Source organism: Pseudomonas panipatensis, assembly GCF_900099785.1.
Classification (GTDB): Bacteria; Pseudomonadota; Gammaproteobacteria; order Pseudomonadales; family Pseudomonadaceae; genus Pseudomonas; species Pseudomonas panipatensis.
This window is the reverse complement of sequence record NZ_FNDS01000005.1, coordinates 62,079-84,206: the sequence shown is the minus strand read 5'-3', so window position 1 is coordinate 84,206 and position 22,128 is coordinate 62,079. Positions and strand designations below refer to the sequence as shown.

At 65.5% G+C, this 22,128-nt stretch carries 20 protein-coding genes; 6 read left to right on the top strand and 14 right to left on the bottom strand.

Annotated features, from left to right (window positions below; all coding sequences use genetic code 11):
- Positions 1 to 22: 22 nt before the first annotated feature.
- The 11 genes from BLQ74_RS12945 to BLQ74_RS12895 form a co-directional block, all read right to left on the bottom strand.
- Positions 23 to 1,201: an ATP phosphoribosyltransferase regulatory subunit gene (locus BLQ74_RS12945; RefSeq protein ID WP_090262985.1), complete on the bottom strand. Its 1,179-nt coding sequence runs from the start codon at positions 1,199 to 1,201 to the stop codon at positions 23 to 25.
- 31 nt (positions 1,202 to 1,232) lie between these two features.
- Positions 1,233 to 1,421 carry a DUF2065 domain-containing protein gene (locus BLQ74_RS12940; RefSeq protein WP_090262983.1) on the bottom strand — a complete coding sequence of 63 codons (189 nt, stop codon included), beginning with the start codon at positions 1,419 to 1,421 and terminating at the stop codon, positions 1,233 to 1,235.
- A gap of 93 nt (positions 1,422 to 1,514) precedes the next feature.
- Complete coding sequence (hflC, locus tag BLQ74_RS12935) at positions 1,515 to 2,384, bottom strand: protease modulator HflC (RefSeq protein ID WP_090262982.1); 870 nt, start codon at positions 2,382 to 2,384, stop codon at positions 1,515 to 1,517.
- Complete coding sequence (hflK, locus tag BLQ74_RS12930; protein WP_090262980.1) at positions 2,384 to 3,556, bottom strand: FtsH protease activity modulator HflK; 1,173 nt, start codon at positions 3,554 to 3,556, stop codon at positions 2,384 to 2,386. Before hflK ends, hflC begins: the two co-directional genes overlap by 1 nt.
- 94 nt (positions 3,557 to 3,650) lie before the next feature.
- Positions 3,651 to 4,952 carry a ribosome rescue GTPase HflX gene (gene hflX / locus BLQ74_RS12925; RefSeq protein ID WP_090262979.1) on the bottom strand — a complete coding sequence of 434 codons (1,302 nt, stop codon included), beginning with the start codon at positions 4,950 to 4,952 and terminating at the stop codon, positions 3,651 to 3,653.
- A 12-nt stretch (positions 4,953 to 4,964) separates the two neighbouring features.
- Entirely contained in the window at positions 4,965 to 5,213 is a 249-nt protein-coding gene (gene hfq, locus BLQ74_RS12920) for an RNA chaperone Hfq (protein ID WP_090262978.1), read from the bottom strand.
- 98 nt (positions 5,214 to 5,311) lie between these two features.
- On the bottom strand, positions 5,312 to 6,277 hold the full coding sequence (miaA, locus tag BLQ74_RS12915) for a tRNA (adenosine(37)-N6)-dimethylallyltransferase MiaA (RefSeq protein WP_090262977.1): 966 nt from the start codon (positions 6,275 to 6,277) through the stop codon (positions 5,312 to 5,314).
- Between the two features lie 121 nt (positions 6,278 to 6,398).
- Positions 6,399 to 8,294: a DNA mismatch repair endonuclease MutL gene (gene mutL / locus BLQ74_RS12910; RefSeq protein ID WP_090262976.1), complete on the bottom strand. Its 1,896-nt coding sequence runs from the start codon at positions 8,292 to 8,294 to the stop codon at positions 6,399 to 6,401.
- Entirely contained in the window at positions 8,291 to 9,727 is a 1,437-nt protein-coding gene (amiB, locus tag BLQ74_RS12905) for an N-acetylmuramoyl-L-alanine amidase AmiB (RefSeq protein ID WP_090262975.1), read from the bottom strand. The genes mutL and amiB overlap by 4 nt, the downstream gene beginning before the upstream one ends.
- Before the next feature lie 8 nt (positions 9,728 to 9,735).
- The gene (tsaE, locus tag BLQ74_RS12900; RefSeq protein WP_090262974.1) at positions 9,736 to 10,203 is read right to left on the bottom strand and encodes a tRNA (adenosine(37)-N6)-threonylcarbamoyltransferase complex ATPase subunit type 1 TsaE; all 468 of its coding nucleotides are present in this window, start codon (positions 10,201 to 10,203) and stop codon (positions 9,736 to 9,738) included.
- Positions 10,191 to 11,693: an NAD(P)H-hydrate dehydratase gene (locus BLQ74_RS12895; RefSeq protein WP_090262973.1), complete on the bottom strand. Its 1,503-nt coding sequence runs from the start codon at positions 11,691 to 11,693 to the stop codon at positions 10,191 to 10,193. The genes tsaE and BLQ74_RS12895 overlap by 13 nt, the downstream gene beginning before the upstream one ends.
- Positions 11,694 to 11,776: 83 nt before the next feature.
- Here BLQ74_RS12895 and queG point away from each other — a divergent pair, with 83 nt between their 5' ends.
- Positions 11,777 to 12,841: a tRNA epoxyqueuosine(34) reductase QueG gene (gene queG / locus BLQ74_RS12890; protein WP_090262972.1), complete on the top strand. Its 1,065-nt coding sequence runs from the start codon at positions 11,777 to 11,779 to the stop codon at positions 12,839 to 12,841.
- Positions 12,842 to 12,872: 31 nt separating this feature from the next.
- Here queG and orn read toward each other — a convergent pair whose 3' ends face one another.
- Positions 12,873 to 13,415 (bottom strand): oligoribonuclease, encoded by a 543-nt coding sequence (gene orn / locus BLQ74_RS12885; protein ID WP_090262971.1) that lies wholly within the window; start codon positions 13,413 to 13,415, stop codon positions 12,873 to 12,875.
- Positions 13,416 to 13,505: 90 nt separating this feature from the next.
- Here orn and rsgA point away from each other — a divergent pair, with 90 nt between their 5' ends.
- A complete protein-coding gene (gene rsgA / locus BLQ74_RS12880; RefSeq protein ID WP_090262970.1) occupies positions 13,506 to 14,537 on the top strand; it encodes a small ribosomal subunit biogenesis GTPase RsgA in 1,032 nt (343 codons plus the stop codon).
- Between the two features lie 58 nt (positions 14,538 to 14,595).
- On the opposite strand, the gene motB is transcribed toward rsgA, so the two are convergent.
- Positions 14,596 to 15,669, bottom strand: a complete 1,074-nt coding sequence (motB, locus tag BLQ74_RS12875) for a flagellar motor protein MotB (protein WP_090262969.1) — start codon at positions 15,667 to 15,669, stop codon at positions 14,596 to 14,598.
- A 3-nt stretch (positions 15,670 to 15,672) separates the two neighbouring features.
- Positions 15,673 to 16,524, bottom strand: coding sequence for a flagellar motor stator protein MotA (gene motA, locus BLQ74_RS12870; RefSeq protein ID WP_090262968.1), 852 nt, complete (start codon positions 16,522 to 16,524; stop codon positions 15,673 to 15,675).
- Positions 16,525 to 16,643: 119 nt separating this feature from the next.
- Here motA and BLQ74_RS12865 point away from each other — a divergent pair, with 119 nt between their 5' ends.
- The 4 genes from BLQ74_RS12865 to BLQ74_RS12850 all read left to right on the top strand — a co-directional run bounded on the left by BLQ74_RS12865 (position 16,644) and on the right by BLQ74_RS12850 (position 22,069).
- A complete protein-coding gene (locus BLQ74_RS12865; RefSeq protein WP_090262967.1) occupies positions 16,644 to 18,164 on the top strand; it encodes an HDOD domain-containing protein in 1,521 nt (506 codons plus the stop codon).
- A gap of 158 nt (positions 18,165 to 18,322) precedes the next feature.
- On the top strand, positions 18,323 to 19,138 hold the full coding sequence (rhdA, locus tag BLQ74_RS12860) for a thiosulfate sulfurtransferase (protein WP_090262966.1): 816 nt from the start codon (positions 18,323 to 18,325) through the stop codon (positions 19,136 to 19,138).
- A gap of 3 nt (positions 19,139 to 19,141) precedes the next feature.
- Entirely contained in the window at positions 19,142 to 20,011 is an 870-nt protein-coding gene (asd, locus tag BLQ74_RS12855; RefSeq protein WP_090262965.1) for an archaetidylserine decarboxylase, read from the top strand.
- 249 nt (positions 20,012 to 20,260) lie between these two features.
- The gene (locus BLQ74_RS12850) at positions 20,261 to 22,069 is read left to right on the top strand and encodes a molecular chaperone (RefSeq protein ID WP_090262964.1); all 1,809 of its coding nucleotides are present in this window, start codon (positions 20,261 to 20,263) and stop codon (positions 22,067 to 22,069) included.
- The last annotated feature ends 59 nt before the right edge of the window (positions 22,070 to 22,128 follow it).

Genomic DNA, 22,128 nt, shown 5'->3' with positions numbered 1-22,128 from the left:
GCGATGCCCAGCTCCCAGGAGCTCAGAAGGGCACCACCTGCCAATTGCCATCACGCGCCAGCAGTTGCCGATCGCAACCCGCCTCGCGCGCCGAAGCCGCATCCTGCCCCGGCAGCGCTTGAACCACACGCTGCCCGTCACGGCGCAGTCGTTGCACCGCCTGCCAGAGACCAGCCCCTTCGGCCGGCGCCCAGACCCCGGTAAGCGGCGCATCCAACTGCGCCTGCCCCAGGGTGACCAGGGTCTTCAAGTCGGTGGAGAAGCCGGTGGCCGGACGCGCGCGACCGAAGTCGGCGCCAATGTCGTCATAGCGACCACCCTGAGCGATGGACTCGCCCACCCCCGGAACGAAGGCAGCGAACACAACCCCGGTGTGATAGTGATAGCCGCGAAGTTCGCCCAGGTCGAAATACAGCGGCAATTGCGGGAAGCGCAGCGCCAGGGTATCGGCAATCTCGGTGAGGTCGGTCAGCGCCGCCTGCACCGCAGCCGGGGCAGCCGCCAGCACTTCGCGAGCCTGAGCCAGCACCTCGCGCCCGCCGCACAACTCCGCCAGCGCGCGCAGCATCCCGGCGAGGTCGACAGGCAATCCGTCGGTCAGCGCAGCGACTTCGTCCACCGCCTTGCGTTGCAGCGCATCGAACAGGCTCTGCTCGGTCTCGCCGGAAAGCCCGGCAGCGCGCGCCAAGCCACGGTAGATACCCACGTGCCCAAGGTCCATGTGGACATCCGGCACTTCGGCCATGGCGAGCATGTCGAGCATCAGGCTGATGACTTCCACGTCACTCGCCGGGCTGGCATCACCGTAAAGCTCGGCGCCCAACTGGATCGGGCTGCGCGACGTAGCCAGGGCACGAGGCCGCGCATGCAGCACGCTGCCGGCATAGCACAGACGATTCGGCCCCTCGCGGCGCAGACTATGCGCGTCCATACGGGCCACTTGCGGAGTGATGTCCGCGCGGAAACCGATCAGTCGCCCCGAGGCCGGATCGGTAACCTTGAAGGTACGCAGATCCAGGTCCTGGCCGGCACCGGTCAGCAGGGACTCCAAGTATTCGATGTGCGGGGTGACGACGAACTCGTAACCCCAGCGCTGGAACAGATCCAGCACCTGACGGCGGGCTGCTTCAACGCGCGCCGCCTCCGGTGGCAGCACTTCTTCGATCCCATCTGGCAGCAGCCAGCGGTCTACCGTTGCCATGTCGCCTCTCCCCTTTCAGCCGGGCGGCAATTCATTGATGAATCCAGTAAAGGAGGCCGGTACCGAGCAGCATGCTGCCCAGCCCGATGAGCCGCAGACGCCGATCATCGAGGCGACCGAGCCCGCTCACGGCGTCACGCCAGCCACGCGGATACAGGAAAGGAAGGATGCCTTCCAGCACCAGCAACAGACAGAACGCTTTGCCGAATTCCTGCCACATGATTCTCGCGGACGCAAAAAAGCCGGGATTTCCCGGCTGACCCATAATAACACGTTTTCTCCGGCGGGCGCTGCCGCCCGCCGGAGAAGACACTCAAGGCTTGGCCTTGTCCAGATAGCGGAAGAAGTCGCTCTTCTGATCGAGCACCAGCACATCCTTCCTGTCGGCGAAACTGTCGCGATAGGCCTTCAGGCTGCGGGTGAACGCATAGAACTCCGCATCCTGGCTATAGGCCTTGGCGTAGATGGCAGACGCTTTGGCGTCGCCCTCACCGCGAGTCTCCTCCGCCTGGCGATAAGCCTCGGCAAGCAGCACGCGGCGCTGACGATCCGCATCGGCACGAATCCCCTCCGCCAGCTCACGCCCCTTGGCGCGATGCTCACGAGCCTCGCGCTCGCGCTCGGTGCTCATGCGCTCGAACACACTGCGGTTGACTTCTTTCGGCAGATCGATGGCCTTGACCCGAACATCGATCACTTCGATGCCCAGCTCTTTCTGTGCCATGCGATTCAGCGATGCGGTGATATCGCCCATGAGCGCATCGCGCTCACCGGATACCACTTCATGCAGGGTGCGCTTGCCGAACTGGTCCCGCAGACCCGCTTCCAGACGCCGGGACAGGCGCTCATCGGCGATCTGCTTGAGGCCGGACGTCGCGGTGTAGAAACGCTCGGCATCGGCGACGCGCCACTTGGCATAGGCGTCGACCATCACTGCCTTCTTCTCGAGAGTCAGGAAGCGCTGGGTCGGCGTGTCCAGAGTCAGCAGACGGCCATCGAACTTGCGCACCTGGTTGACGTAGGGAACCTTGAAGTGCAGGCCGGGCTGGACATCGGCCTCAACCACGCGACCGAAGCGCAGCAACACCGCACGCTCGGTCTGCTGCACCACGTAGACGCTGCTCCACAGGACAACGGCGACGACCACACCCGCGATCAGGGCGATCAGGGACTTGTTACTCATCAGCGGCTCTCCCTGGAACGCAGATCACGCTGTTGCAGGTCATTGGCGACCCGCGCACCGAGATCCGGCGTGCTGCTCGTACTGCTGCTCGGCGCACTGTTAGGGGTTGCCGAGCCACGGCCATCCATCATCTTGTCCAGCGGCAGGTAGATCAGATTGTTCTGCCCCTGCTGACCACCGACCAGGACCTTGCTGGTCTGCGACAGCACTTCCTGCATGGTATCCAGGTACAGACGCTGGCGCGTCACCTCGGGCGCCTTGTGGTACTCGGCAGCCAGCTTGCCGAAGCGATCCGCCTCGCCCTGGGCACGCGAAACCACTTCATCGCGGTAGCCGTTGGCTTCTTCGATGATGCGCTGAGCCTGACCACGAGCCTCCGGCACCACGCCGTTGGCATAGGCCTCGGCCTGGTTCTTCTCACGTTGCTCGTCTTCGCGAGCACGTATCACGTCATCGAAGGCTTCCTGCACCTCACGCGGCGCGGCGGCACTCTGAATGTTCACCTGGGTCACGGTGATGCCGGTCTTGTAGGTATCCAGGAATCGCTGCAGACGATCCCGCACCTCGGTGGCCATCTGCTCGCGGCCCTCGGTAAGGATCTGGTCCATGGTCGTGGAGCCCGCCACATGGCGCAGGGCGCTCTCGGTGGCATGCTGCAGGCTGACTTCCGGCTGATCGACGTTCAGCACGAAGTCCTTCAGGTTGCTGATCTTGTACTGCACGGTGAGCGGCACTTCGACGATGTTCTCGTCCTCGGTAAGCATCTGCCCTTGCTTGCTGTAGGCACGCTCGCGAGTGACGTTTTCCTGGAACCTGCGATCGATCGGCGGGAAGTAGAAGTTCAGGCCGGGCCCCACGGTATCGTGGTATTTGCCCATACGCAGGATCACCGCCTGCTCCTGTTCGTCCACCACGTAGATGGCGTTGTACAGCCAAATCGCAGCCACCACGGCGAGACCGATGCCGAACAGACTCAGGCCACCACCGCCCTTGCCGCCCCCCACCGGACCACCACCACGTTTCTTGCCGCCGAATATACGATTCAGGCTTTCCTGCAGCTTGCGGAAGGCCTCGTCCAGATCCGGAGGGCCCTGGCGGCCGCCACCACGGCGTCCACCCCAGGGGTCCTGATCATTCTTGTTCGAGTTGTCACCCGGCTCATTCCAAGCCATAGCGCTCTCCATCTGATGACGCGAAGCGCGCCTACGGCGCGCCCACCAATGCTACAGAATGCCCACTCCAGTGCCAAAAGCACCGCTCCGGGCTTTATTGCAAAGTGTGTTGCGCAATGAACTCCGCCGGCTGCCAACCTTCACGGCTCACCAGGCGGTTCAACTCGACACGCGGCAGGCGAACCTGCAACACGGCGCGTCCTTGCTCATCATGTTCCTCGGACTGCACCGCGCCCAGCTCGAAGAACTGCGCACGCAAACGACCGAGGCGCTGCGGGAGACAGAGCGTACCGACGAACAAGTCATCGCCCAGCAGCTCAGCTACCGCTTTCTTCAACAGGTCGAGTCCACGCCCCTCTTGTGCCGAGAGCCAGACCCGAATGGGCTTACCGGATTCGTCGCGCTGAATCTGCGCCTCGAAATCCGGCAACAAATCGATCTTGTTGTACACCTCGAGCATCGGCAGCTCGTTGGCGCCGATCTCGCTGAGCACCGCATGCACCTGCTCGATCTGAGCCGTACGCTCCGGCTCATGGGAGTCGATCACATGCAGCAACAGATCGGCATTACTCGATTCTTCCAGCGTAGCGCGGAAGGCTTCGACCAGCTTGTGCGGCAAATGCCGGATGAACCCCACGGTATCCGCAAGCACGACCGGCCCGACATCCGCCAGCTCGAGCCGGCGCAGAGTCGGATCAAGCGTGGCGAACAACTGGTTCGCCGCATAGACATCGGAGGTGGTCAACGCGTTGAACAAGGTAGATTTGCCGGCGTTGGTATAGCCGACCAGAGAAACCGAGGGAATTTCCGCGCGACGCCGGCCACGACGAGCCTGCTCACGCTGGCTGCGAACCTTTTCCAGGCGCTGCTTGATCTGCCGGATGCGCGCGCGCAGGAGACGACGGTCGGTTTCCAGCTGGGTTTCGCCCGGACCGCGCAGACCGATACCACCCTTCTGCCGCTCGAGGTGAGTCCAACCACGCACAAGGCGCGTACTCATATGCTCAAGCTGCGCCAGCTCCACCTGCAGCTTGCCCTCATGGGTGCGGGCACGCTGGGCGAAGATGTCGAGGATCAACCCGGTACGATCGAGCACCCGGCACTCGAACGCACGCTCAAGGTTGCGTTCCTGGCTGGGCGTCAGGGTGTGATTGAAGATGATCAGTTCGACTTTCTGCGCCTGCACCAACTCGCGCAGCTCGTCGACCTTGCCACTACCGATCAGATACTTGGCTGAGGGCTGGTGGCGCGAAACACTGACGAAAGCCACTGATTCCGCGCCCGCCGAACGCGCCAATTCCTGGAACTCCTGCGGATCTTCGCGCGCCTCGGGGTCCTGACCTTCCAGATGGACCAGAATGGCCCTTTCCCCACCGCCCGGGCGCTCAAAGAACAAGACAGGCTCCCGTCAGGCGTTGCCCGGCTCGGCCGGTTGATCGCCAGTGGGCAGACGGACCGGACGGCTGGGCACGACGGTGGAAATAGCGTGCTTGTATACCATCTGGCTGACGGTGTTCTTCAGCAGGATGACGAACTGGTCGAAAGACTCGATCTGCCCTTGCAGCTTGATGCCGTTCACCAGGTAGATGGAGACCGGTACGCGTTCTTTTCGCAGGGTATTGAGGTAAGGGTCTTGTAGCGAATGCCCTTTTGACATATGCCGCACTCCTTTAGGGATTCAAGATTTAGTAATGGTCGAATGGCTTAGTGCCGTCGGTAACCCCAAGGATAGACGGCTGAATAACGGTCTCGAACCTATATGGAGACCGCCTCAAGATATTTCAAGGCACGCCGCAGATTGTCGCCTGCCAGACTGTCCAACCAGTGTAGATGGCTCCAGCTTCGCAACCAGGTGAACTGGCGCTTGGCTAGCTGTCGGGTGGCGATGACTCCGCGCTCCTCCATTTCAGCGTAGGACACTTTACCCTCCAGGTAATCCCATACCTGTCGGTAGCCTACAGCACGAATAGACGGCAGCCCGGCGTGCAAGTCACTTCTTGCGCGAAGTGCTTCGACCTCGGCAACGAAACCCTGTTCGAGCATCTGACGAAAACGTTGCGCGATACGCGCGTGCAGTACCTGACGCTGCAGAGGGGCAATCGCCAGGTGCGCGACAGTATACGGCAATTGCACCCCGCCTGGCGCGCCGAAACCCGCATTTTCACTCGCCTGGCGCCGTCGATGGTCGCTCATCGACATGCCACTGACGCGATATACCTCGAGTGCACGGATCAGGCGTTGCGGATCGTTGGGATGAATACGCGCCGCCGACTCCGGATCGACCCGCGCCAGCTCGGCATGCAAGGCCGCCCAGCCCTCGGCTTCGGCCCAGGCTTCCAGCTCGGCGCGCAGCGCGGGATCGGCGCTGGGCATATCCGCCAGGCCTTCCAGCAATGCTTTGAAATACAACATGGTGCCGCCCACCAACAGCGGAATGCGCCCTGCCGCGGTGATTTCCGCCATGGCCGCGAGGGCATCGGCACGGAATTCCGCCGCCGAGTAGCTCTGCGCCGGGTCACGAATGTCGATCAGCCGGTGCGGAAACTCGGCCAGAACCTGCTTCGACGGCTTGGCCGTACCGATATCCATGCCACGGTAGATCAGTGCCGAATCCACGCTGATCAGCTCGCACGGCAGCACCCGGGCCAGTTCCAATGCCAGATCGGTCTTGCCGGCGGCAGTGGGGCCCATGAGGAAGATAGCGGGAGGCAAAGCGGACATTGGCGGCTCAGACAAACGAAAGCGCATAGTTTCCGGGCGCCGGCCAGCGGCCGCAAGTCACAGAAAGTCGGAATCTGTTTGTACTTTTCAGGCGCCATTGACCACGACGATCAGCAATGCCCTACCGACCGCGGAGGAAAAGCTTGTCCAGTTCGTCCAATCCCAACTGGGTCCAGGTCGGGCGCCCGTGGTTGCACTGCCCGCTGCGCTCGGTGGTTTCCATATCGCGCAACAGCCCGTTCATCTCCGGCAAGCTCAGGCGCCGATTGGCGCGCACCGCACCATGACAGGCCATGGTGCCGAGCAACTCGTTGAGATGCGCCTGGATGCGATCGCTGGTTCCGTACTCCAACAGGTCGGCGAGCACGTCACGCACCAACTGGGTCGCCTCGGCCTGCTTGAGCAAAGCGGGAACCTGCCGGATCGCCAGTGTCTCCGGCCCCAGCCGCTGCAGCTCGAAGCCGAGCTTGCCGAACCAGGCAGCGTGCTCTTCGGCGCAATCGGCCTCGCGCTCGCTGACGGCGATCGACTCAGGCACCAGCAAGGGCTGCCCCCGCAATCCCTCGCTGTCCATGGCAAGCTTGAGGCGCTCATAGGTAATGCGCTCATGGGCGGCATGCATATCCACCAGCACCAGACCATGGGCGTTCTCGGCAAGGATGTAGATGCCTTTCAATTGCGCCAGGGCATAGCCCAGCGGCGGGATGTCCTGGGCGCTTTCCGGCAGCGCCTGCGCACTGGCTGGCGCCGCTGGCTCGGCGAGCGGCGCGAAGAACGTGCGATAAGCCCCCTGCGCCTCGGCCAGCGGCGGCATTTCCGGACGCGGAGGCTGGTAGCCATAGCCACTGGACACACCGCCAGATGGCGAGCGAGCCGCGATCGGCGCTTCCAGAACCTTGTCGGACAGGCGCATCTCCCCCTGGGGACCGAACTCGCCCGCAGCCTGCCCGGTCGGGCGAGCGACCGTGAGACTGATCGCCCCCGGCGGCGCCAACTGGTCGTCCGGACGCACTTCGGCGAGTGCGCGATGCAAGGTGCCATAGAGGAAGTCATGGACCATGCGACTGTCACGGAAACGCACTTCGTGCTTGGTCGGGTGCACGTTGACATCGACCACCGCCGGATCGACCTCGAAGAACAGCACGAAGGTCGGGTGGCGGCCGTTGTAGAGCACGTCGCGATAGGCCTGGCGCACTGCATGGGCGACCAGTTTATCGCGCACCATGCGGCCGTTGACGTAGAAATACTGCAGGTCCGGCTGGCTGCGCGAGAAGGTCGGCAGGCCGACCCAACCCCACAGGTGCAGGCCGTTGCGCTCGACCTCGATGGGCAGCGCCTGTTCGAGGAACGCTGAACCGCAGACCGCACCGACCCGGCGCGCACGGGACACTTCGTCGCCAGCCTCGTGCAGGGCGAACACAGTCTTGCCGTTGTGACGCAGGTGGAAAGCGACATCGAAACGCGCCAGGGCCAGGCGCTTGATGACTTCCTGGAGGTGATCGAATTCAGTCTTCTCGGCACGCAGGAATTTGCGCCGCGCCGGCGTATTGAAGAATAGATCGCGGACTTCCACGCTGGTCCCGACGGGGTGCGCGGCCGGCTGCACGCGCGGCTGCATGTCGCGCCCCTCGGTTTCCACCTGCCAGGCTTCTCCGGCGTCGGCGGTACGAGAGGTCATGGTCAGGCGCGAAACCGAGCTGATCGAGGCCAGTGCCTCGCCGCGGAAGCCCAGGCTGATGACCCGCTCCAGGTCTTCCAGTTCGCGAATCTTGCTGGTGGCGTGGCGCGCCAGGGCCAGCGGCAAGTCATCCGCCGGTATGCCCCCACCGTCGTCACGCACCCGCAGCAACTTGACGCCCCCCTGCTCAACCTCGACGTCGATGCGCCGGGCGCCAGCGTCCAGACTGTTCTCCAGCAACTCCTTGATGACCGAGGCCGGGCGCTCGACCACCTCGCCGGCAGCGATCTGGTTGGCCAAGCGCGGGCTCAGCAGTTGGATACGGCGGATTTCGCTCATTGCTGGGCCGCCAGGGAAGTCCCCGGAATATTCAGGACCTGACCGACACGCACGCTGTCGCTTTTCAGGTTATTGCTGGAGCGCAGCACCGCCATGCTCACTTCGTAGCGCGCGGCGATCATCGACAGGCTTTCGCCGACACGCACCACGTGCTGGCGCGCGCCGGCCGAAATCTGCCCACCGTCGCGCAGCGAGGCAATATAGGTGCCCGGCGGCGGCGTCTGGACGAAGTACTGGCGGATACCCGAGGAAATCGAACGCGCCAGGGCCTGCTGATGCGCCGGACTGGCCAGCTTCTGCGACTCATCGGGGTTGGAGATGAAGCCGGTCTCCACCAGGATCGACGGAATGTCCGGCGACTTGAGCACCATGAAGCCCGCCTGCTCCACGCGATTCTTGTGCAGCGAGGTGACGTGGCCGACATTGCTCAACACCTTGTGCCCCACGTCCAGGCTGGAGGACATGGTGGCGGTCATCGACAGGTCGAGCAGCACGCCGGCGAGCATATGATCCTTGTCGTCCAGGCTGACGCTGCCGTCGCCGCCGATCAGGTCGGAACGGTTTTCGCTGTCGGCCAGCCAGCGCGCGGTTTCGGAGGTGGCGCCACGATCGGACAGGGCGAACACCGAGGCGCCGAAGGCGCTGCGGCTGGGCGCGGCATCGGCGTGGATGGAGACGAACAGGTCGGCGCCTTTCTTGCGGGCGATGGCGGTACGGCCGCGCAGGGGAATGAAGTAATCGCCCGAGCGGGTCAGCTCGGCGCGGAAGCCCTTCATCTGGTTGATCTGCCGCTGCAGCTCGCGGGCGATGGACAGGGTGATGTTTTTCTCGTGCAGGCCATTGGGGCCGGATGCACCCGGGTCCTCGCCACCATGACCGGCGTCGATGGCAACGATGATGTCGCGCTTACCGCCGCCGGGCACCGGCGCCTTGGCGACGGGCTGACTGGGCGTGACCGGCGTCTCGGGCTCATTGGGCGTCGGCGTGGCCGGCACATCGGGCGCGATATCCGCGCCCTGGTCGTAGAGATCGACCACCAGGCGGTTGCCGTACTGCTGGTTGGGCGGCAGCACGAAGCTCTTCGGCGTGACCTGGGCGGACAGGTCCAGCACCAGGCGCAAATCGGTCGGCGAACGCTGTGCCGAGCGCACCGAGGTGATCGGGGTGTTTTTCAACTTGAGCCGGTCGAGAGGCCCGGTCAGTTGCGCACCATTGAGGTCGATGACGATGCGATTGGGCGCACTCAGGGTGAACAGGCTGTGCTGCACCGGCCCGGACAGGTCGAACACCAGGCGGGTGTTGTCAGGCGCACGCCACAAGCGGACGCTCTTGACCTGTGTGATTTGCGCGGCGGCAAGAACCTCGCCGGCACTGAACGCCAGCAGAATGAACAACCCGGCCAACAACGCCCGCAGGCGCAACCCCCAACCCATCTTTTTTCTCATGCCCCCGTCGCCATGACGGCGCACCAGGCCTCTCCCCGCACCCCGTGCGGTTCCAGGCGCAGCATGCGGCCGCCCGCTTGAGGAGTAATGGTAATGTCCAGGTCGGCCTTTGGCAAAATGCCCGAGCCGCGTTCAGCCCACTCGATGAGACACAGGGCATCGCCTTCGAAGTAGTCACGGATGCCCAGGTATTCCAGCTCCTCGGGATCGGCGAGACGGTACAGATCGAAATGGAAGGCGCGCTGCCCGGCGATCTCATAGGGCTCGACCAGGGTAAAGGTCGGACTCTTCACCGCACCTTCGTGTCCAAGCCCGCGCAGAATGCCGCGCGAGAGCGTGGTCTTGCCCGCCCCCAGATCGCCATGCAGGTAGATGACTCCGCGCCCGGCGCTGGCCTGTGCGATGCGCCGGCCCAGTGCGTACATGGCCTCCTCGCCGTCGGCGAACAAGGTCAATTCAGGCATGGACAGGTCTCCTCGAGTAACTGACGAACGGCGGGGATCAGATCGCTTGCCGCCAGGCCGCGCCCTCCGACACCCAGGTGTTCCCCGCCGCGGGCATGCAGCCAGACGGCCAGACTGGCGGCATCGAAGGCCTCCATGCGCTGCGCCAGCAGGGCACCGACCAGACCGGACAGGACATCGCCCAGGCCGGCGCCGGCCATGGCCGGATGGCCATGGGAGCAGAGCGCCAAGCGACCATCCGGAGCCGCCACCAGACTGCCCACGCCCTTGAGCACCACCACCGCCCGGTAGCGACTCGCCAACTCCCGCGCGGCGTGGGCGCGGTCCACCTGCACCTGGGCGGTGCTGCAACCAAGCAGGCGGGCCGCCTCGGCCGGATGCGGCGTGATCACCAGTTCCCCGACGGGCCGCTGGACCTGCTCTTCGGCCAACAGATTGAGTGCATCGGCATCCCACACCTGGACCCGATCGAGGCTCGCAGCGGCACTCAGCAGGCAGCGCCCCCAGGCGTTGCGGCCGATGCCCGGCCCGACTACCAGCACGCCGGCACGCTCCGCCAGGCGCAGCAAGTCGGCGGACGACACCACGCCATGCGCCATCAGCTCCGGGCGCCGCGCCAGGGCAGCGGGCACATGCACGGCGCGTGTCGCAACGGACACCAGCCCGGCGCCGGTGCGCAGCGCTGCCTCCGCCGCCAGCAAAGCGGCACCGCCCATCCCGTGATCGCCACCGATCACCAGCAGGTGGCCGAACAAGCCTTTGTGCGCGGCCTTGAGCCGTGGCGCCAGATGCCCGAGAACGATGGGGGAAAGGCGCGTGGCCAGGGCACTGGCGGGATACTGCTGCGGATCGGCGTCAAGGTCATCGAAGACCAGATCGCCACAATGATCCGGTCCATCGGCGGTAAACAGGCCGAGCTTGAGGCCGATGAAGGTCACGGTGAGGTCTGCGCGCACGGCGACGCCCAGCACATTGCCGGTATCGGCACTCAGCCCCGAGGGAATGTCGATCGCCAACACCGGCAGGCCACTGGCGTTGATGCGGCGAATGGCCTCGGCATACGGCTCGCGCACCTCGCCACCCAGCCCGGTACCCAGCAACGCATCGACCAGCACGCCATGCAGTTCGGCATGCTCGTGCCAAGGCAGGATGGGCACCCCGGCCGCCAGGGCTTCGGCGTGCGCCAAGGCGGCATCGCCAGTGAGCTGAGCCGGATCGCCCAGCGCCAGCACGCGCACCTGCCAACCGGCACGCTTGGCCAGGGCCGCCACCAGATAGCCGTCGCCGGCATTGTTGCCGCGCCCGGCGAGAACGCTCAGGCCGCCGGCGTCCGGCCAGCGCCGGCGCAAGGCGCGCCAGGCGGCATGGGCAGCGCGCTGCATGAGGTCGAAGCCGGGCGTGCCAGCGGCGATCAGGCGCGCGTCGAGGTCGCGCACCTGCTGGGCGCTGTACAGTGCGGTCGGCAGGGTGTCGTGGGGATGCGAGTTCATCGGGTATCCGCGCGGAGAGTCGGCGCCGGCTGGCGAGGTCTGGCAGAATTATACGCACCCCGGTCCCGCTTTCCCGCCCCCCCATGCACGATTCCTCCCCCGATTACAGCGACATCGCCCAACGCATCAAGACCTGGGGCCGCGAACTGGGCTTCCAGCAGGTCGGTATCAGTGGACTGGACCTGGAACGCCACGGCGAGCATCTGCAACGCTGGCTCGCCGCCGGCTACCAGGGCGAGATGGACTACATGGGCGCGCACGGCAGCAAGCGCTGGCGCCCGGACGAGCTGGTGCCCGGCACCCTGCGGGTGATCTCCCTGCGCATGGACTACCTGCCCGGCGATACCCGCATGGCCCAGGTGCTCGGCGCCCCGAGCAAGGCCTATGTATCGCGCTACGCCCTCGGCCGCGACTACCACAAGCTGATCCGCAAGCGCCTGCAGCAACTGGCCGAACGCATCCAGCAAGCGGTCGGCCCGTTCGGCTACCGCGCCTTCGTCGACAGTGCGCCGGTGCTGGAGAAGGCCATCGGCGAGCAGGCCGGCCTCGGCTGGATCGGCAAGAACACCCTGCTGTTGAACCGCAAGGCTGGCAGCTACTTCTTCCTCGGCGAGCTGTACACCGACCTGCCGCTGCCGCTGGACGAGGCCCATGGCAGCGAACACTGCGGGCGTTGCTCGGCCTGCCTGGACATCTGCCCCACCGCGGCCTTCGTCGCCCCCTATGTGCTGGATGCGCGGCGCTGCATTTCCTACCTGACCATCGAACTGAAAGGTCCGATTCCAGAAGCGCTGCGCGCGCCCATCGGCAATCGTGTGTTCGGTTGCGACGACTGCCAGATGGTCTGCCCCTGGAACCGCTTCGCCCGCCCCACCGAGCAGGGTGATTTCCAGCCACGCCATGGCCTCGACAACGCAGAACTGGCGGAACTGTTCCTGTGGAGCGAGGAGGAGTTCCTCAGCCGTACCGAAGGCTCGCCACTGCGCCGCGCCGGTTATGAGCGCTGGTTACGCAACCTGGCGGTCGGCCTGGGCAACGCACCTTCGAGCATCCCGGTGATCGAGGCGCTGAAGGCGCGCCGCGGGTGTGCCTCGGAACTGGTGCGCGAACACGTGGAGTGGGCACTGCGCCGTCACGGCATCGACTGAACGCAGCGCCAGCCCACCCCGAACGCACGACTCAAACCTTGATGAAGGTCTCGCGGTAGTAGCGCAGTTCGGCGATGGACTCACGAATGTCGTCCAGTGCCAGGTGCGTGCTGCCCTTCTTGAAGCCGTCGCGAAGCTGCGGCGCCCAGCGCGCGGCGAGTTCCTTCAGGGTGGAAACGTCGAGGTTGCGGTAATGGAAGTAGGCCTCCAGCTTCGGCATGTGCCGGTAGAGGAAGCGGCGGTCCTGGCAGATGCTGTTGCCACAGATCGGCGAAGAGCGCTTGGGCACCCATTTCTCCAGGAACGCCAGGGTTTGCGCCTCGGCCTCGGCGGCGGAAATGCTGCTTTCGCGGACCCGCTGGGTCAGCCCCGACTGGCCATGCTGGCGGGTGTTCCACTCATCCATCCCGGCGAGCACGTCATCGGGCTGGTGCACGGCGATCACCGGGCCTTCTTCGAGGATGTTCAGTTCGCTGTCGGTGACGATGGTGGCCATTTCGATGATGACGTCGCGGTCCGGATCAAGGCCGGTCATCTCCAGGTCGATCCAAATCAGGTTCTGTGGGTTCTGCATGGTGCGGCTCCTAGGCTCAAGCCCCGTAGTTTAGCGGGAAGCACCGGGACGCATGCTAAACTCGCCAGCGATTTTTCCCGTGGACCGCATATGGCTAAGCGTCACCTCACCCGCCGGCAGAGCTGGCGGATCGAAAAGATCCAGGAAGAACGCGCCGCGCGCGCGGCCAAGCGCGAATCGCGCGCTCTGGAGGAACTGGAAGGCGGCGACCTCGGCCCCGAACAGACCGGCCAGGTGATCGCTCACTTTGGCGTACAGGTCGAGGTCGAGGCCCAGGAGGGCGAGGACGCCGGCCAGGTATTCCGCTGTCACCTGCGGGCCAACCTGCCACCCCTGGTCACTGGCGACCAAGTGGTCTGGCGCCCCGGCAATCAGGGCATCGGCGTGATCGTCGCGCAACTGCCGCGCCGCTCCGAGCTGTGCCGCCCGGACATGCGCGGCCTGCTCAAGCCAGTAGCGGCCAACGTCGACCGCATCGTCATCGTCTTCGCGCCACGCCCGGAACCCCACGCCAACCTGATCGACCGCTACCTGGTGGCCGCCGAACATGCCGGCATCCAGCCGCTGTTGCTGCTGAACAAAGCCGACCTGATCGACGAGCAGAACACCGCGCAGATCGACGGCCTGCTGAGCACCTACCGCGAACTGGGTTATCCGCTGCTCGAAGTCTCGGCGTTCAATGGACTGGCCATGGACGCCCTGCGCGCGGCGCTGAACGAGCACGTCAGCGTGTTCGTCGGGCAGTCCGGGGTGGGCAAGTCGTCGCTGGTGAATGCCTTGCTGCCGGGTGTGGACACCCGCGTCGGCGAGCTGTCGGAGGTGACCGGCAAGGGCACCCATACCACCACCACGGCGCGCCTCTTCCACTTCCCCGCTGGCGGCGACCTGATCGACTCTCCCGGCATCCGTGAATTCGGCCTGGGCCATGTCACGCGTGACGACGTCGAAGCCGGCTTCATCGAATTCCGCGACCTGCTGGGACGCTGCCGCTTCCGCGACTGCAAGCATGACCGGGAGCCGGGCTGCGCCCTGCTCAAGGCGCTGGAGGAAGGCAAAGTCAGCGCACAGCGGATGGCCAGCTACCGGCACATCCTCGCCAGCCTGCCGGAAACCGCCTACTGAGCGATGCCCGCCACCCGGCCTTGTGGGAGCAAGGCGGATGGCGGCAAAGGCGCGTCGACTATTTTTTCTTCTGTAGCTCTTCGAGCTTGAGCGAGCCGCCGTCGTCGAACAGGTTGAGTTTTTCTCGCACCTGCTCGGCGGGCAGCGGCTGCCCCGTGGTCGCACCGGCGGGCGCAGCGGTCGGCTGCCCAGGCGCTGCCGGCATACCCTCCTGGCTGGCCGCCGGATCGCTCGGCTTACCGGCACCCGGCTGCTCAGCGCCATCCTGCCCTTCGATGGCGCGCTGTGCGCGCTTGGTCAGGACAATGATGTCGATGCGTCGATTCACCGGGTTCAGCGGGTCCTTGCGGTCGAACAGCATCGACGAGGAATAGCCGACCACCCGCGCGATCTGCCCCTCCGGGTAACCGCCGGCCACCAGCGCCCGGCGCGCAGCGTTGGCGCGGTTGGCGGAGAGTTCCCAGTTGCCGAAGTCGCCGCCGCCGGCGTAGGGCTTGCCGTCGGTATGGCCGCTGATGCTGATCTTGTTCGGCACCTGTTTGATGGTTTCCGCAAGGGCCAGCAGGATGTCCTCGAAATACGGCTGCAGGCGCGCACTGCCAAGGTCGAACATCGGCCGGTTTTCGGCGTCGACGATCTGGATGCGCAGCCCGTCGCGGGTGATCTCGAACAGGATCTGGTCCTTGAAGCGCTTCAGCGTGGGGTTTTCATCGACCTTGTTCTGCAGCTCCTGGAGCAGCAGTTCGAGGCGCTCGCGCTCGATCTGCTCGGCCTGGCGCTCGGCGTCGGCCGGATTCACCTGGGTTTCCGATTCAGGGCTGACGCGCGTCTCGTCGGACTGCGGCTGCGCTTGCACCTTGGGGTTCAAGGTCTTGTCCGGCGCCGGCGTCGGCGTGCCGCCCAGATCGATGACGTAGGGGCTGGCGCTCTCGGTGAAGCCGATGGGGTCCTGGAAATAGCCGGAAATCGCCTTCTTCTGCTCGGGCGTCGCCGAGGACAGCAGCCAGAGCACCAGGAAGAACGCCATCATCGCCGTGGCGAAGTCGGCGAAAGCGATCTTCCAGCCGCCGCCGTGGTGCCCGGCGGCGTATCGCTTGACGCGCTTGACGATGATCGGCTGGTTGTTATCCATGACTCAGCGACCGCGTACTGCCTGCTCAAGGTCACTGAAGCTCGGCCGATGCGCCGGCAGCAGTACCTTGCGGCCGAACTCCACCGCCAATGACGGCGGCATGCCGGAGGCCGACGCGACCAGGCACGCCTTGATCGACTCGTAGAGGTTCAGCTCTTCCTTGGCGTCATGCTCCAGGGCATTGGCCAGCGGACCGACGAAGCCATAGGCGGCGAGAATACCGAGGAAGGTACCGACCAGCGCCGCGGCGACATGGTGACCGATTTCGGCCTGGCTGCCCTGCCCCAGCAGGGCCATGGTGATGACGATGCCGAGCACCGCGGCGACGATACCGAAGCCGGGCAGGCCGTCGGCCACGCGGGTCACCGCATGGGAGGGGTGTTCGAGTTCTTCCTTGAGACTGCCCAGTTCCATGTCGAACAAGCCTTCCAGCTCGTGCGGCGCCATGTTGCCGGAGGACATGATGCGCAGGTAATCGCAGATGTAGGCGATCATCCGCGCATCCTTGAGCACGGCCGGGTACTTGCTGAAGATCGGGCTCGACTCGGGTTCTTCGAGGTCCACCTCGATGGCCATCATGCCCTCGCGGCGGCTCTTGTTGAGAATCTCGTAGAGCATGCCCAGCACTTCCAGGTAGAAGACGTGCGTGAAGCGATTGCTGAACATCTTCGGCGCTTTCTTCAGCACCGTCATGAAGGTGCTGCCGGGGTTGGCCTGCAGGAAGGCGCCCAGCGCCGCGCCGCCGATGATCAACACCTCGAAGGGCTGGATGATCGCCGCGATCTTGCCGCCGGAAAGCATGTAGCCGCCGAGGACGCTACCCAGGATGACGATAATGCCGATAATTTTTGCCATAGGAACCGACTGGAACAGTGATATAGAACTGGAGGCGATTAGATGCCTCCCTGTTGTTATCGGAGAAACCGCGCAAGACTATAGGCTGACAACACTAAAAACCAGTTTGGCGCCCCAGCATGCCCCTCCAGATTCCCGATAAGGACCGCCTCGCCTCCTGGCTCCAGCTGCTGGAGAACCTGCCGTTGCCGGTTCCGGCCGAGCAGCATGAGCGCATCCGCCGCGCGCTGGCCGACAATCGCCGCTCCCTGCGCGACATCGCCGAGCTGCTGCAGGACTGCCCGACCCTGGCGCTGGCCATCCTGCGCGAAGCCAACCGCGCCGCCAGCGCGCGTGACAATCCGGCGGAAAGCCTGGAGGTAGCCCTCAGCCGCCTGGGACTGAGCAGGGCCTCGGCGCTACTGGAGCGCCTGCCCAGCGTCAAGCAGGCGGACATGCCCCCAGCCCTGGGACAGATGCTGCTGATCAGCCGCCACGCCATGCAGCAAGCCAGCGGCCTGTTCGCCGGCCGCCTGGCGCGGCTCTGGCAGGAGATCCATTGGGGTAGCCTGTTCACCCTGGCGCCACTGTGGGCGCTGGCAACCGCCCGCCCGGACCTGCTGGAGCAATGGCAACAGCAGGTGTTCGGCCAAGGCCGCGCCAGCGCCGAGGTCGAGGAGGCGTTGCTCGGCATGCGCCTGCTGCCACTGTGCCTGGCCCTGGCCGAGCGCTGGCGCTTGCCGGAATGGATCGGCCAGGGCCTGCGCCTGCTCAGCGAAGACCGCGAACTGCTGGTGCGCGCGCTGCACCTGGCCCACGCTGAGAGCCAACCGCTGGCCCAGCAGCAACGCCTGGATGCCGATCCGGAACTGGCCCGCTGGCTGACCCGCCCCGCCAATACCATCCTCCTGGCCAACAGCCTGGCGATGGCCGCCCACCAGTCCTGGAGCGGCCCGCACATGCTGCGCTGGCAGCGCCTAACCGCGCTCTACCTGCAAATGCCGCTGGAAGACCTGCAACAACAGGTGCACGGCCTGGCCGCGCAGAGCGCCCGACGCGACGCCGACCCACGCTACTGGCACCCGGCCCAGGCGCTGCTGTGGCCCTGGGACAGCCGGCGCTGGTTGCCCCGCGCGGAGAAACCGGCGCAGCCGATGGGCAGTCCCGATCAGTGGCGCCGGCACTGCGCCGAACTGCTGCGCAGTCCCAGCCCCTTCAGCAACCTGCTGCAATTGCTCGACTGCGCGGCCGAGGCATTGCAGGCCTGCGGTTATGGCCGCGGCGCGCTATTGCTCGCCGACCGCCAGCAGAGCCTGTTGCAGGCACGCCGTGGCTTCGGCCTCGCGCAACCGGCCGAGGCCCTGCAGCTTTCGGTAGCCAACAGCCAGTTGTTGCGCAAGCTGTTGCAGCGCCCGGCGCGGCTGCAGCTGAATCCGGGCAACATTGCCGACTACTCCGCCGTGCTGCCCGGACGCCTGAAGAGTGCGTTGCCCAGCGAGCACCTGATGCTGCGCTCACTGAGCCGCGGCACCAAGGTAGTCATGCTGGTCGTGGCCGATCGCCAGGGCCAGGCGATCAGCGAAGTACAGGCGCAGGCCTTCGACAAAACCTGCCAGTGCATCGAGCGCGGCATCCAGCAGTTCGCCGGCGGCCAGGGCTGAGCCGCCCGTTGCAGCAAACCCCGTTCACGCGATTGCGCGCCAGCGCCGTCGCGCTTTCCGTTACACTGCCGCCTTTTTAAAGGGCGCAGCCCGCACCTCGAAGCGGGCCGCCAGCCGCCATTCCTCTGACGCGTCCGGCCGCATTGGGAGACCCTGACATGTCCGCCTTTTCCGCCCTGCCCCTGGTGATCGAACCGGCCGAGTTGGCTCCGCACCTCGGCGCCCCCGAACTGATCCTGGTCGACCTGACCAGCGCGGCACGCTACGCCGAAGGCCACCTGCCCGGCGCCCGCTTCGTCGACCCCAAGCGCACCCAATGGGCGCAACCGCCGGCCCCCGGCCTGTTGCCGGCCAAGGCCGACCTGGAGGCCCTGTTCGGCGAACTGGGGCACCGTTCGGACGCCGTCTACGTCGTCTATGACGACGAAGGTGGCGGCTGGGCCGGGCGTTTCATCTGGCTGCTGGATGTCATCGGCCATCACCGCTACCACTACCTCGACGGCGGCCTACACGCCTGGCTGGCCGAAGGCCGCGAACTCAGCCGTGAGGTACCAGCCCCGGTCGGCGGCCCGCTGCCACTGACCCTGCATGACGAGCCCACGGCCACCCGCGAGTACCTGCAGAGCCGGCTCGGCGCCGCCGACCTGGCCATCTGGGATGCGCGCAACCCCAGTGAGTACCGTGGCGAAAAGGTCCTCGCAGCCAAGGGCGGGCACATTCCCGGCGCGGTCAACTTCGAGTGGACCGCCGGCATGGACCCGGCCCGCGCGCTGCGCATCCGCACCGACATGGCGCAGATCCTGCGCGATCTCGGCATTACCCCGGACAAGGAAGTGATCACCCACTGCCAAACCCACCATCGCTCCGGCTTCACCTACCTGGTGGCCAAGGCCCTCGGCTATCCGCGGGTCAAGGGCTACGCCGGCTCCTGGTCGGAGTGGGGCAACCACCCCGACACCCCTGTAGAGGTTTAAGGAATGTCGTTCAAAGATCGTCTGTTCATCCTCGCCCAGTACCTGCTGCCGCATCACCTGCTGTCGCGCCTGATCGGCTGCGCCGCCGAATGCCGCGCGCCCTGGTTCAAGGACCGCCTGATCCCCTGGTTCGCCCGCCGCTATCAGGTCGACATGCGCGAGGCCCAGGTCGAGGATCTCTCGGCCTACGAGCACTTCAACGCCTTCTTCACCCGCGCGCTGAAGGATGGCGCGCGCGCCCTCGACGACACCCCCGGCGGCGTGCTCTGCCCGGCCGATGGCGCCATCAGCCAGCTCGGCCCGATCGAGCACGGCCGGGTGTTCCAGGCCAAAGGCCACAGCTATAGCCTGACCGAACTGCTCGGTGGCGACGCCGAGCGCGCCGCCCCCTTCATGGGCGGCGAATTTGCCACCGTCTATCTGTCGCCGAAGGATTATCACCGCGTGCACATGCCGCTGGCCGGCACGCTCAAGGAGATGGTCTACGTACCGGGACGGCTGTTCTCGGTGAACCAGCTCACCGCCGAGCAGGTGCCGGAACTCTTCGCCCGCAATGAGCGCGTGGTCTGTCTGTTCGACACCGAGCGCGGCCCCATGGCCGTGGTGCTCGTCGGCGCGATGATCGTGGCGTCCATCGAGACCGTCTGGGCCGGCCTGGTCACGCCGCCCAAGCGCCAACTGAAGACGTTCCGCTACGACGAGGCCGCCCGCGCCCCGATCCATCTGGAAAAAGGCGCCGAGCTGGGCCGCTTCAAGCTGGGCTCCACCGCGATTGTCCTGTTCGGCCCCGAGCAGATCGGTTGGGCCCAGCAACTGGCCGCCGGCAGCCCGGTGCGCATGGGCCAACTGCTGGGCACCGCCCGCCAAGGCTGATCCCTGCCCGGAGAGGAGCGCACGGCCAGCGCTCCTCCTCTCTTCCTCCGGGCATCCGGCGGTGTCCGTCAACTGGCGCTTTGCCAGCCGTCTCGCCCGCCCCGCCGTATCCAAACACTTACAGAATGCCCAGCCCCTAGATGGGCTGTTATCTGAGAGGGATACTGCTAGAGTTTCGGAAAAAGCCGGGCACAGGCTTACAAAACGGTCTGCCAGACTGCCACAGATTGTGGAGCACCTCACCCAACCATGGTCACCCCGAGTCCCCAGAAACTGCTGCGCGTCCCTACCCCGACGCATGACAGCCTGAGCTTCTGCAATGCCAATCCGCGCGATCTGAAGCACTGGCTGGATCACCTGCCAAAGGCCAATCTCGGGGAAACCGCACGCCAGCTCTACCAGGGGTTGATCGAGCTGAACCAGTTGAAGCTCCCGGTGGAAGCGCGCCTGCAGCTCCTGGAGCTTTTCCGCCCGGAAGTCCAATCGGTCTGCCAGCACCTGGAACGGCACTTCCTCAATCAATCCATCGTCCTCGACGAGCGCCCGCGCAAGGTCGCCAATCTTTGCCAGGCGCTGCAGAATCACCTGGCCGTCGGCTACAAGCTGGTGGTGGTGCGCGAGGCGACCCACTTCAGCCGCGAACGCGCGCAATTGCTCACGCTTGCCCTGCAGCGCGCCATCCGCAGCCTCAGCGGCCCGCTGGTGCGGGCGCTGCAGTTGTATTGCCCGGTGCCGGAAAGCCTCTGGCTGGAACTCCACCAGCTGTATCAACTGGCGCGCCAGCAAGGCCTCCAGGAGCTGGTCGTGCGCGACGACCTGGCCAAGCACGGCAACGCCCTGAGCATCGAGCAGGCCTATCTGACCGTCCTGCTATTGGGGTGCGCACGCTGCAACCAGATGCGCCAGAACGATATCGCGCGCCTGGCCGACGCCCTTGAGTCCTGGGGGCAGCTGGCACACCTGCAGACGAACGTCGCCGCCTCCAGCCTCTTCGTGATCGCGCCACAGGTGGACGGTCCGCCGCGCTACCGCTCGCTGTTCAAGGACGCGGACCTGAGCGGTAGCCTGGGCATGGACCCGCGGCACTTGGTCGCGGCGCTGAACGCCTACCTGGAAGCCACCCCGGAGCAGCGGCCGGCCCTGAGCCTGCGCGTCGACCATGGCATCAGCATCGACCTGCTGCAGCACCTGGCGAGCGCCTGGGGCGATATCGCCGAGCGCAGCTTCCAGCGCACCCAGGGCCACGGCCAGTTGAACCTTTGCATTGGCATGAGCGCCCTGCACTACTACCTCGCCGGCCGCCAGGCATTCGCCGATGTGCTCAAGCTCCCCGAGCCGGTCGGCGTTGCGACCTTCAAGCAAGAGAAGACCCAGGATGCCTGGGCCAATGCCTTCGACGCGCAAAAGACCGCCGACTGGCAACCCGGCATGCCGCTGGAGGAAATCGAGTACCAACCGTTAAGCGCCAAAGACAGCAAGGCTGCGCCGAATGATGCGTCCACGGAAGACTATCCGACCTACGCCCTGCCCATCGTCAACCACAGCCCCGGCGGTTACTGCCTGACCTGGCCCAAGGAGATTCCCAGCCAATTGCAGGCCGGCGAACTGCTCGGCATCCAGGATGCCCCGGGACAGAGCTGGAGCGTCGCGGTGGTCCGCTGGATTCGCCAGGTCCGCGGCGGCGGCACGCAGATGGGCATCGAACTGATCGCCCCGCTCGCGCAGTCCTGTGGACTGCAACTGCTGCGCAAGACCGAACAGAGCAGCCAGTACCTGCGCGCTCTGCTACTGCCGGAAATCGCCGCCATCTCGCGCCCGGCGACGCTGATCACCCCGCGCCTGCCGTTCCAGGAAGGCAGTCGCGTACAGATCAACCTGCACGGCGATGAACGACGTGCCACCTTGAGCCGCAAGCTGACCTCCACCGGTAGCTTCAGCCAGTACGAATACCGTGTTCAGGAGCTGCCGAGGGACGCCGGCGATAAGCCAGTCACACCCTCGAACTCGCGCAAGGGCCCGGGCGAGGAAGACTTTGACTCACTCTGGAAGTCGCTGTAGATTCGGGCCCTCTCCCATTTGTCGCCTATTTGCTGCCGTCCAGTGCGGTAAAAGCAGCC

Excerpts from the sequence above, each read along its gene's own strand:
- hflK (WP_090262980.1), bottom strand. The coding sequence starts at position 3,556 with ATGGCTTGGAATGAGCCGGGTGACAACTCGAACAAGAATGATCAGGAC.
- mutL (WP_090262976.1), bottom strand. The coding sequence starts at position 8,294 with ATGAGCGAAATCCGCCGTATCCAACTGCTGAGCCCGCGCTTGGCCAAC.
- BLQ74_RS12865 (WP_090262967.1), top strand. The coding sequence starts at position 16,644 with ATGCCCCTCCAGATTCCCGATAAGGACCGCCTCGCCTCCTGGCTCCAG.
- BLQ74_RS12850 (WP_090262964.1), top strand. The coding sequence starts at position 20,261 with ATGGTCACCCCGAGTCCCCAGAAACTGCTGCGCGTCCCTACCCCGACG.
- hflC (WP_090262982.1), bottom strand. The coding sequence starts at position 2,384 with ATGAGTAACAAGTCCCTGATCGCCCTGATCGCGGGTGTGGTCGTCGCC.
- amiB (WP_090262975.1), bottom strand. The coding sequence starts at position 9,727 with ATGGGTTGGGGGTTGCGCCTGCGGGCGTTGTTGGCCGGGTTGTTCATT.
- BLQ74_RS12940 (WP_090262983.1), bottom strand. The coding sequence starts at position 1,421 with ATGTGGCAGGAATTCGGCAAAGCGTTCTGTCTGTTGCTGGTGCTGGAA.
- tsaE (WP_090262974.1), bottom strand. The coding sequence starts at position 10,203 with ATGCCTGAATTGACCTTGTTCGCCGACGGCGAGGAGGCCATGTACGCA.
- asd (WP_090262965.1), top strand. The coding sequence starts at position 19,142 with ATGTCGTTCAAAGATCGTCTGTTCATCCTCGCCCAGTACCTGCTGCCG.
- BLQ74_RS12945 (WP_090262985.1), bottom strand. The coding sequence starts at position 1,201 with ATGGCAACGGTAGACCGCTGGCTGCTGCCAGATGGGATCGAAGAAGTG.
- queG (WP_090262972.1), top strand. The coding sequence starts at position 11,777 with ATGCACGATTCCTCCCCCGATTACAGCGACATCGCCCAACGCATCAAG.
- motA (WP_090262968.1), bottom strand. The coding sequence starts at position 16,524 with ATGGCAAAAATTATCGGCATTATCGTCATCCTGGGTAGCGTCCTCGGC.
- rhdA (WP_090262966.1), top strand. The coding sequence starts at position 18,323 with ATGTCCGCCTTTTCCGCCCTGCCCCTGGTGATCGAACCGGCCGAGTTG.
- BLQ74_RS12895 (WP_090262973.1), bottom strand. The coding sequence starts at position 11,693 with ATGAACTCGCATCCCCACGACACCCTGCCGACCGCACTGTACAGCGCC.
- orn (WP_090262971.1), bottom strand. The coding sequence starts at position 13,415 with ATGCAGAACCCACAGAACCTGATTTGGATCGACCTGGAGATGACCGGC.
- rsgA (WP_090262970.1), top strand. The coding sequence starts at position 13,506 with ATGGCTAAGCGTCACCTCACCCGCCGGCAGAGCTGGCGGATCGAAAAG.
- hfq (WP_090262978.1), bottom strand. The coding sequence starts at position 5,213 with ATGTCAAAAGGGCATTCGCTACAAGACCCTTACCTCAATACCCTGCGA.
- motB (WP_090262969.1), bottom strand. The coding sequence starts at position 15,669 with ATGGATAACAACCAGCCGATCATCGTCAAGCGCGTCAAGCGATACGCC.
- miaA (WP_090262977.1), bottom strand. The coding sequence starts at position 6,277 with ATGTCCGCTTTGCCTCCCGCTATCTTCCTCATGGGCCCCACTGCCGCC.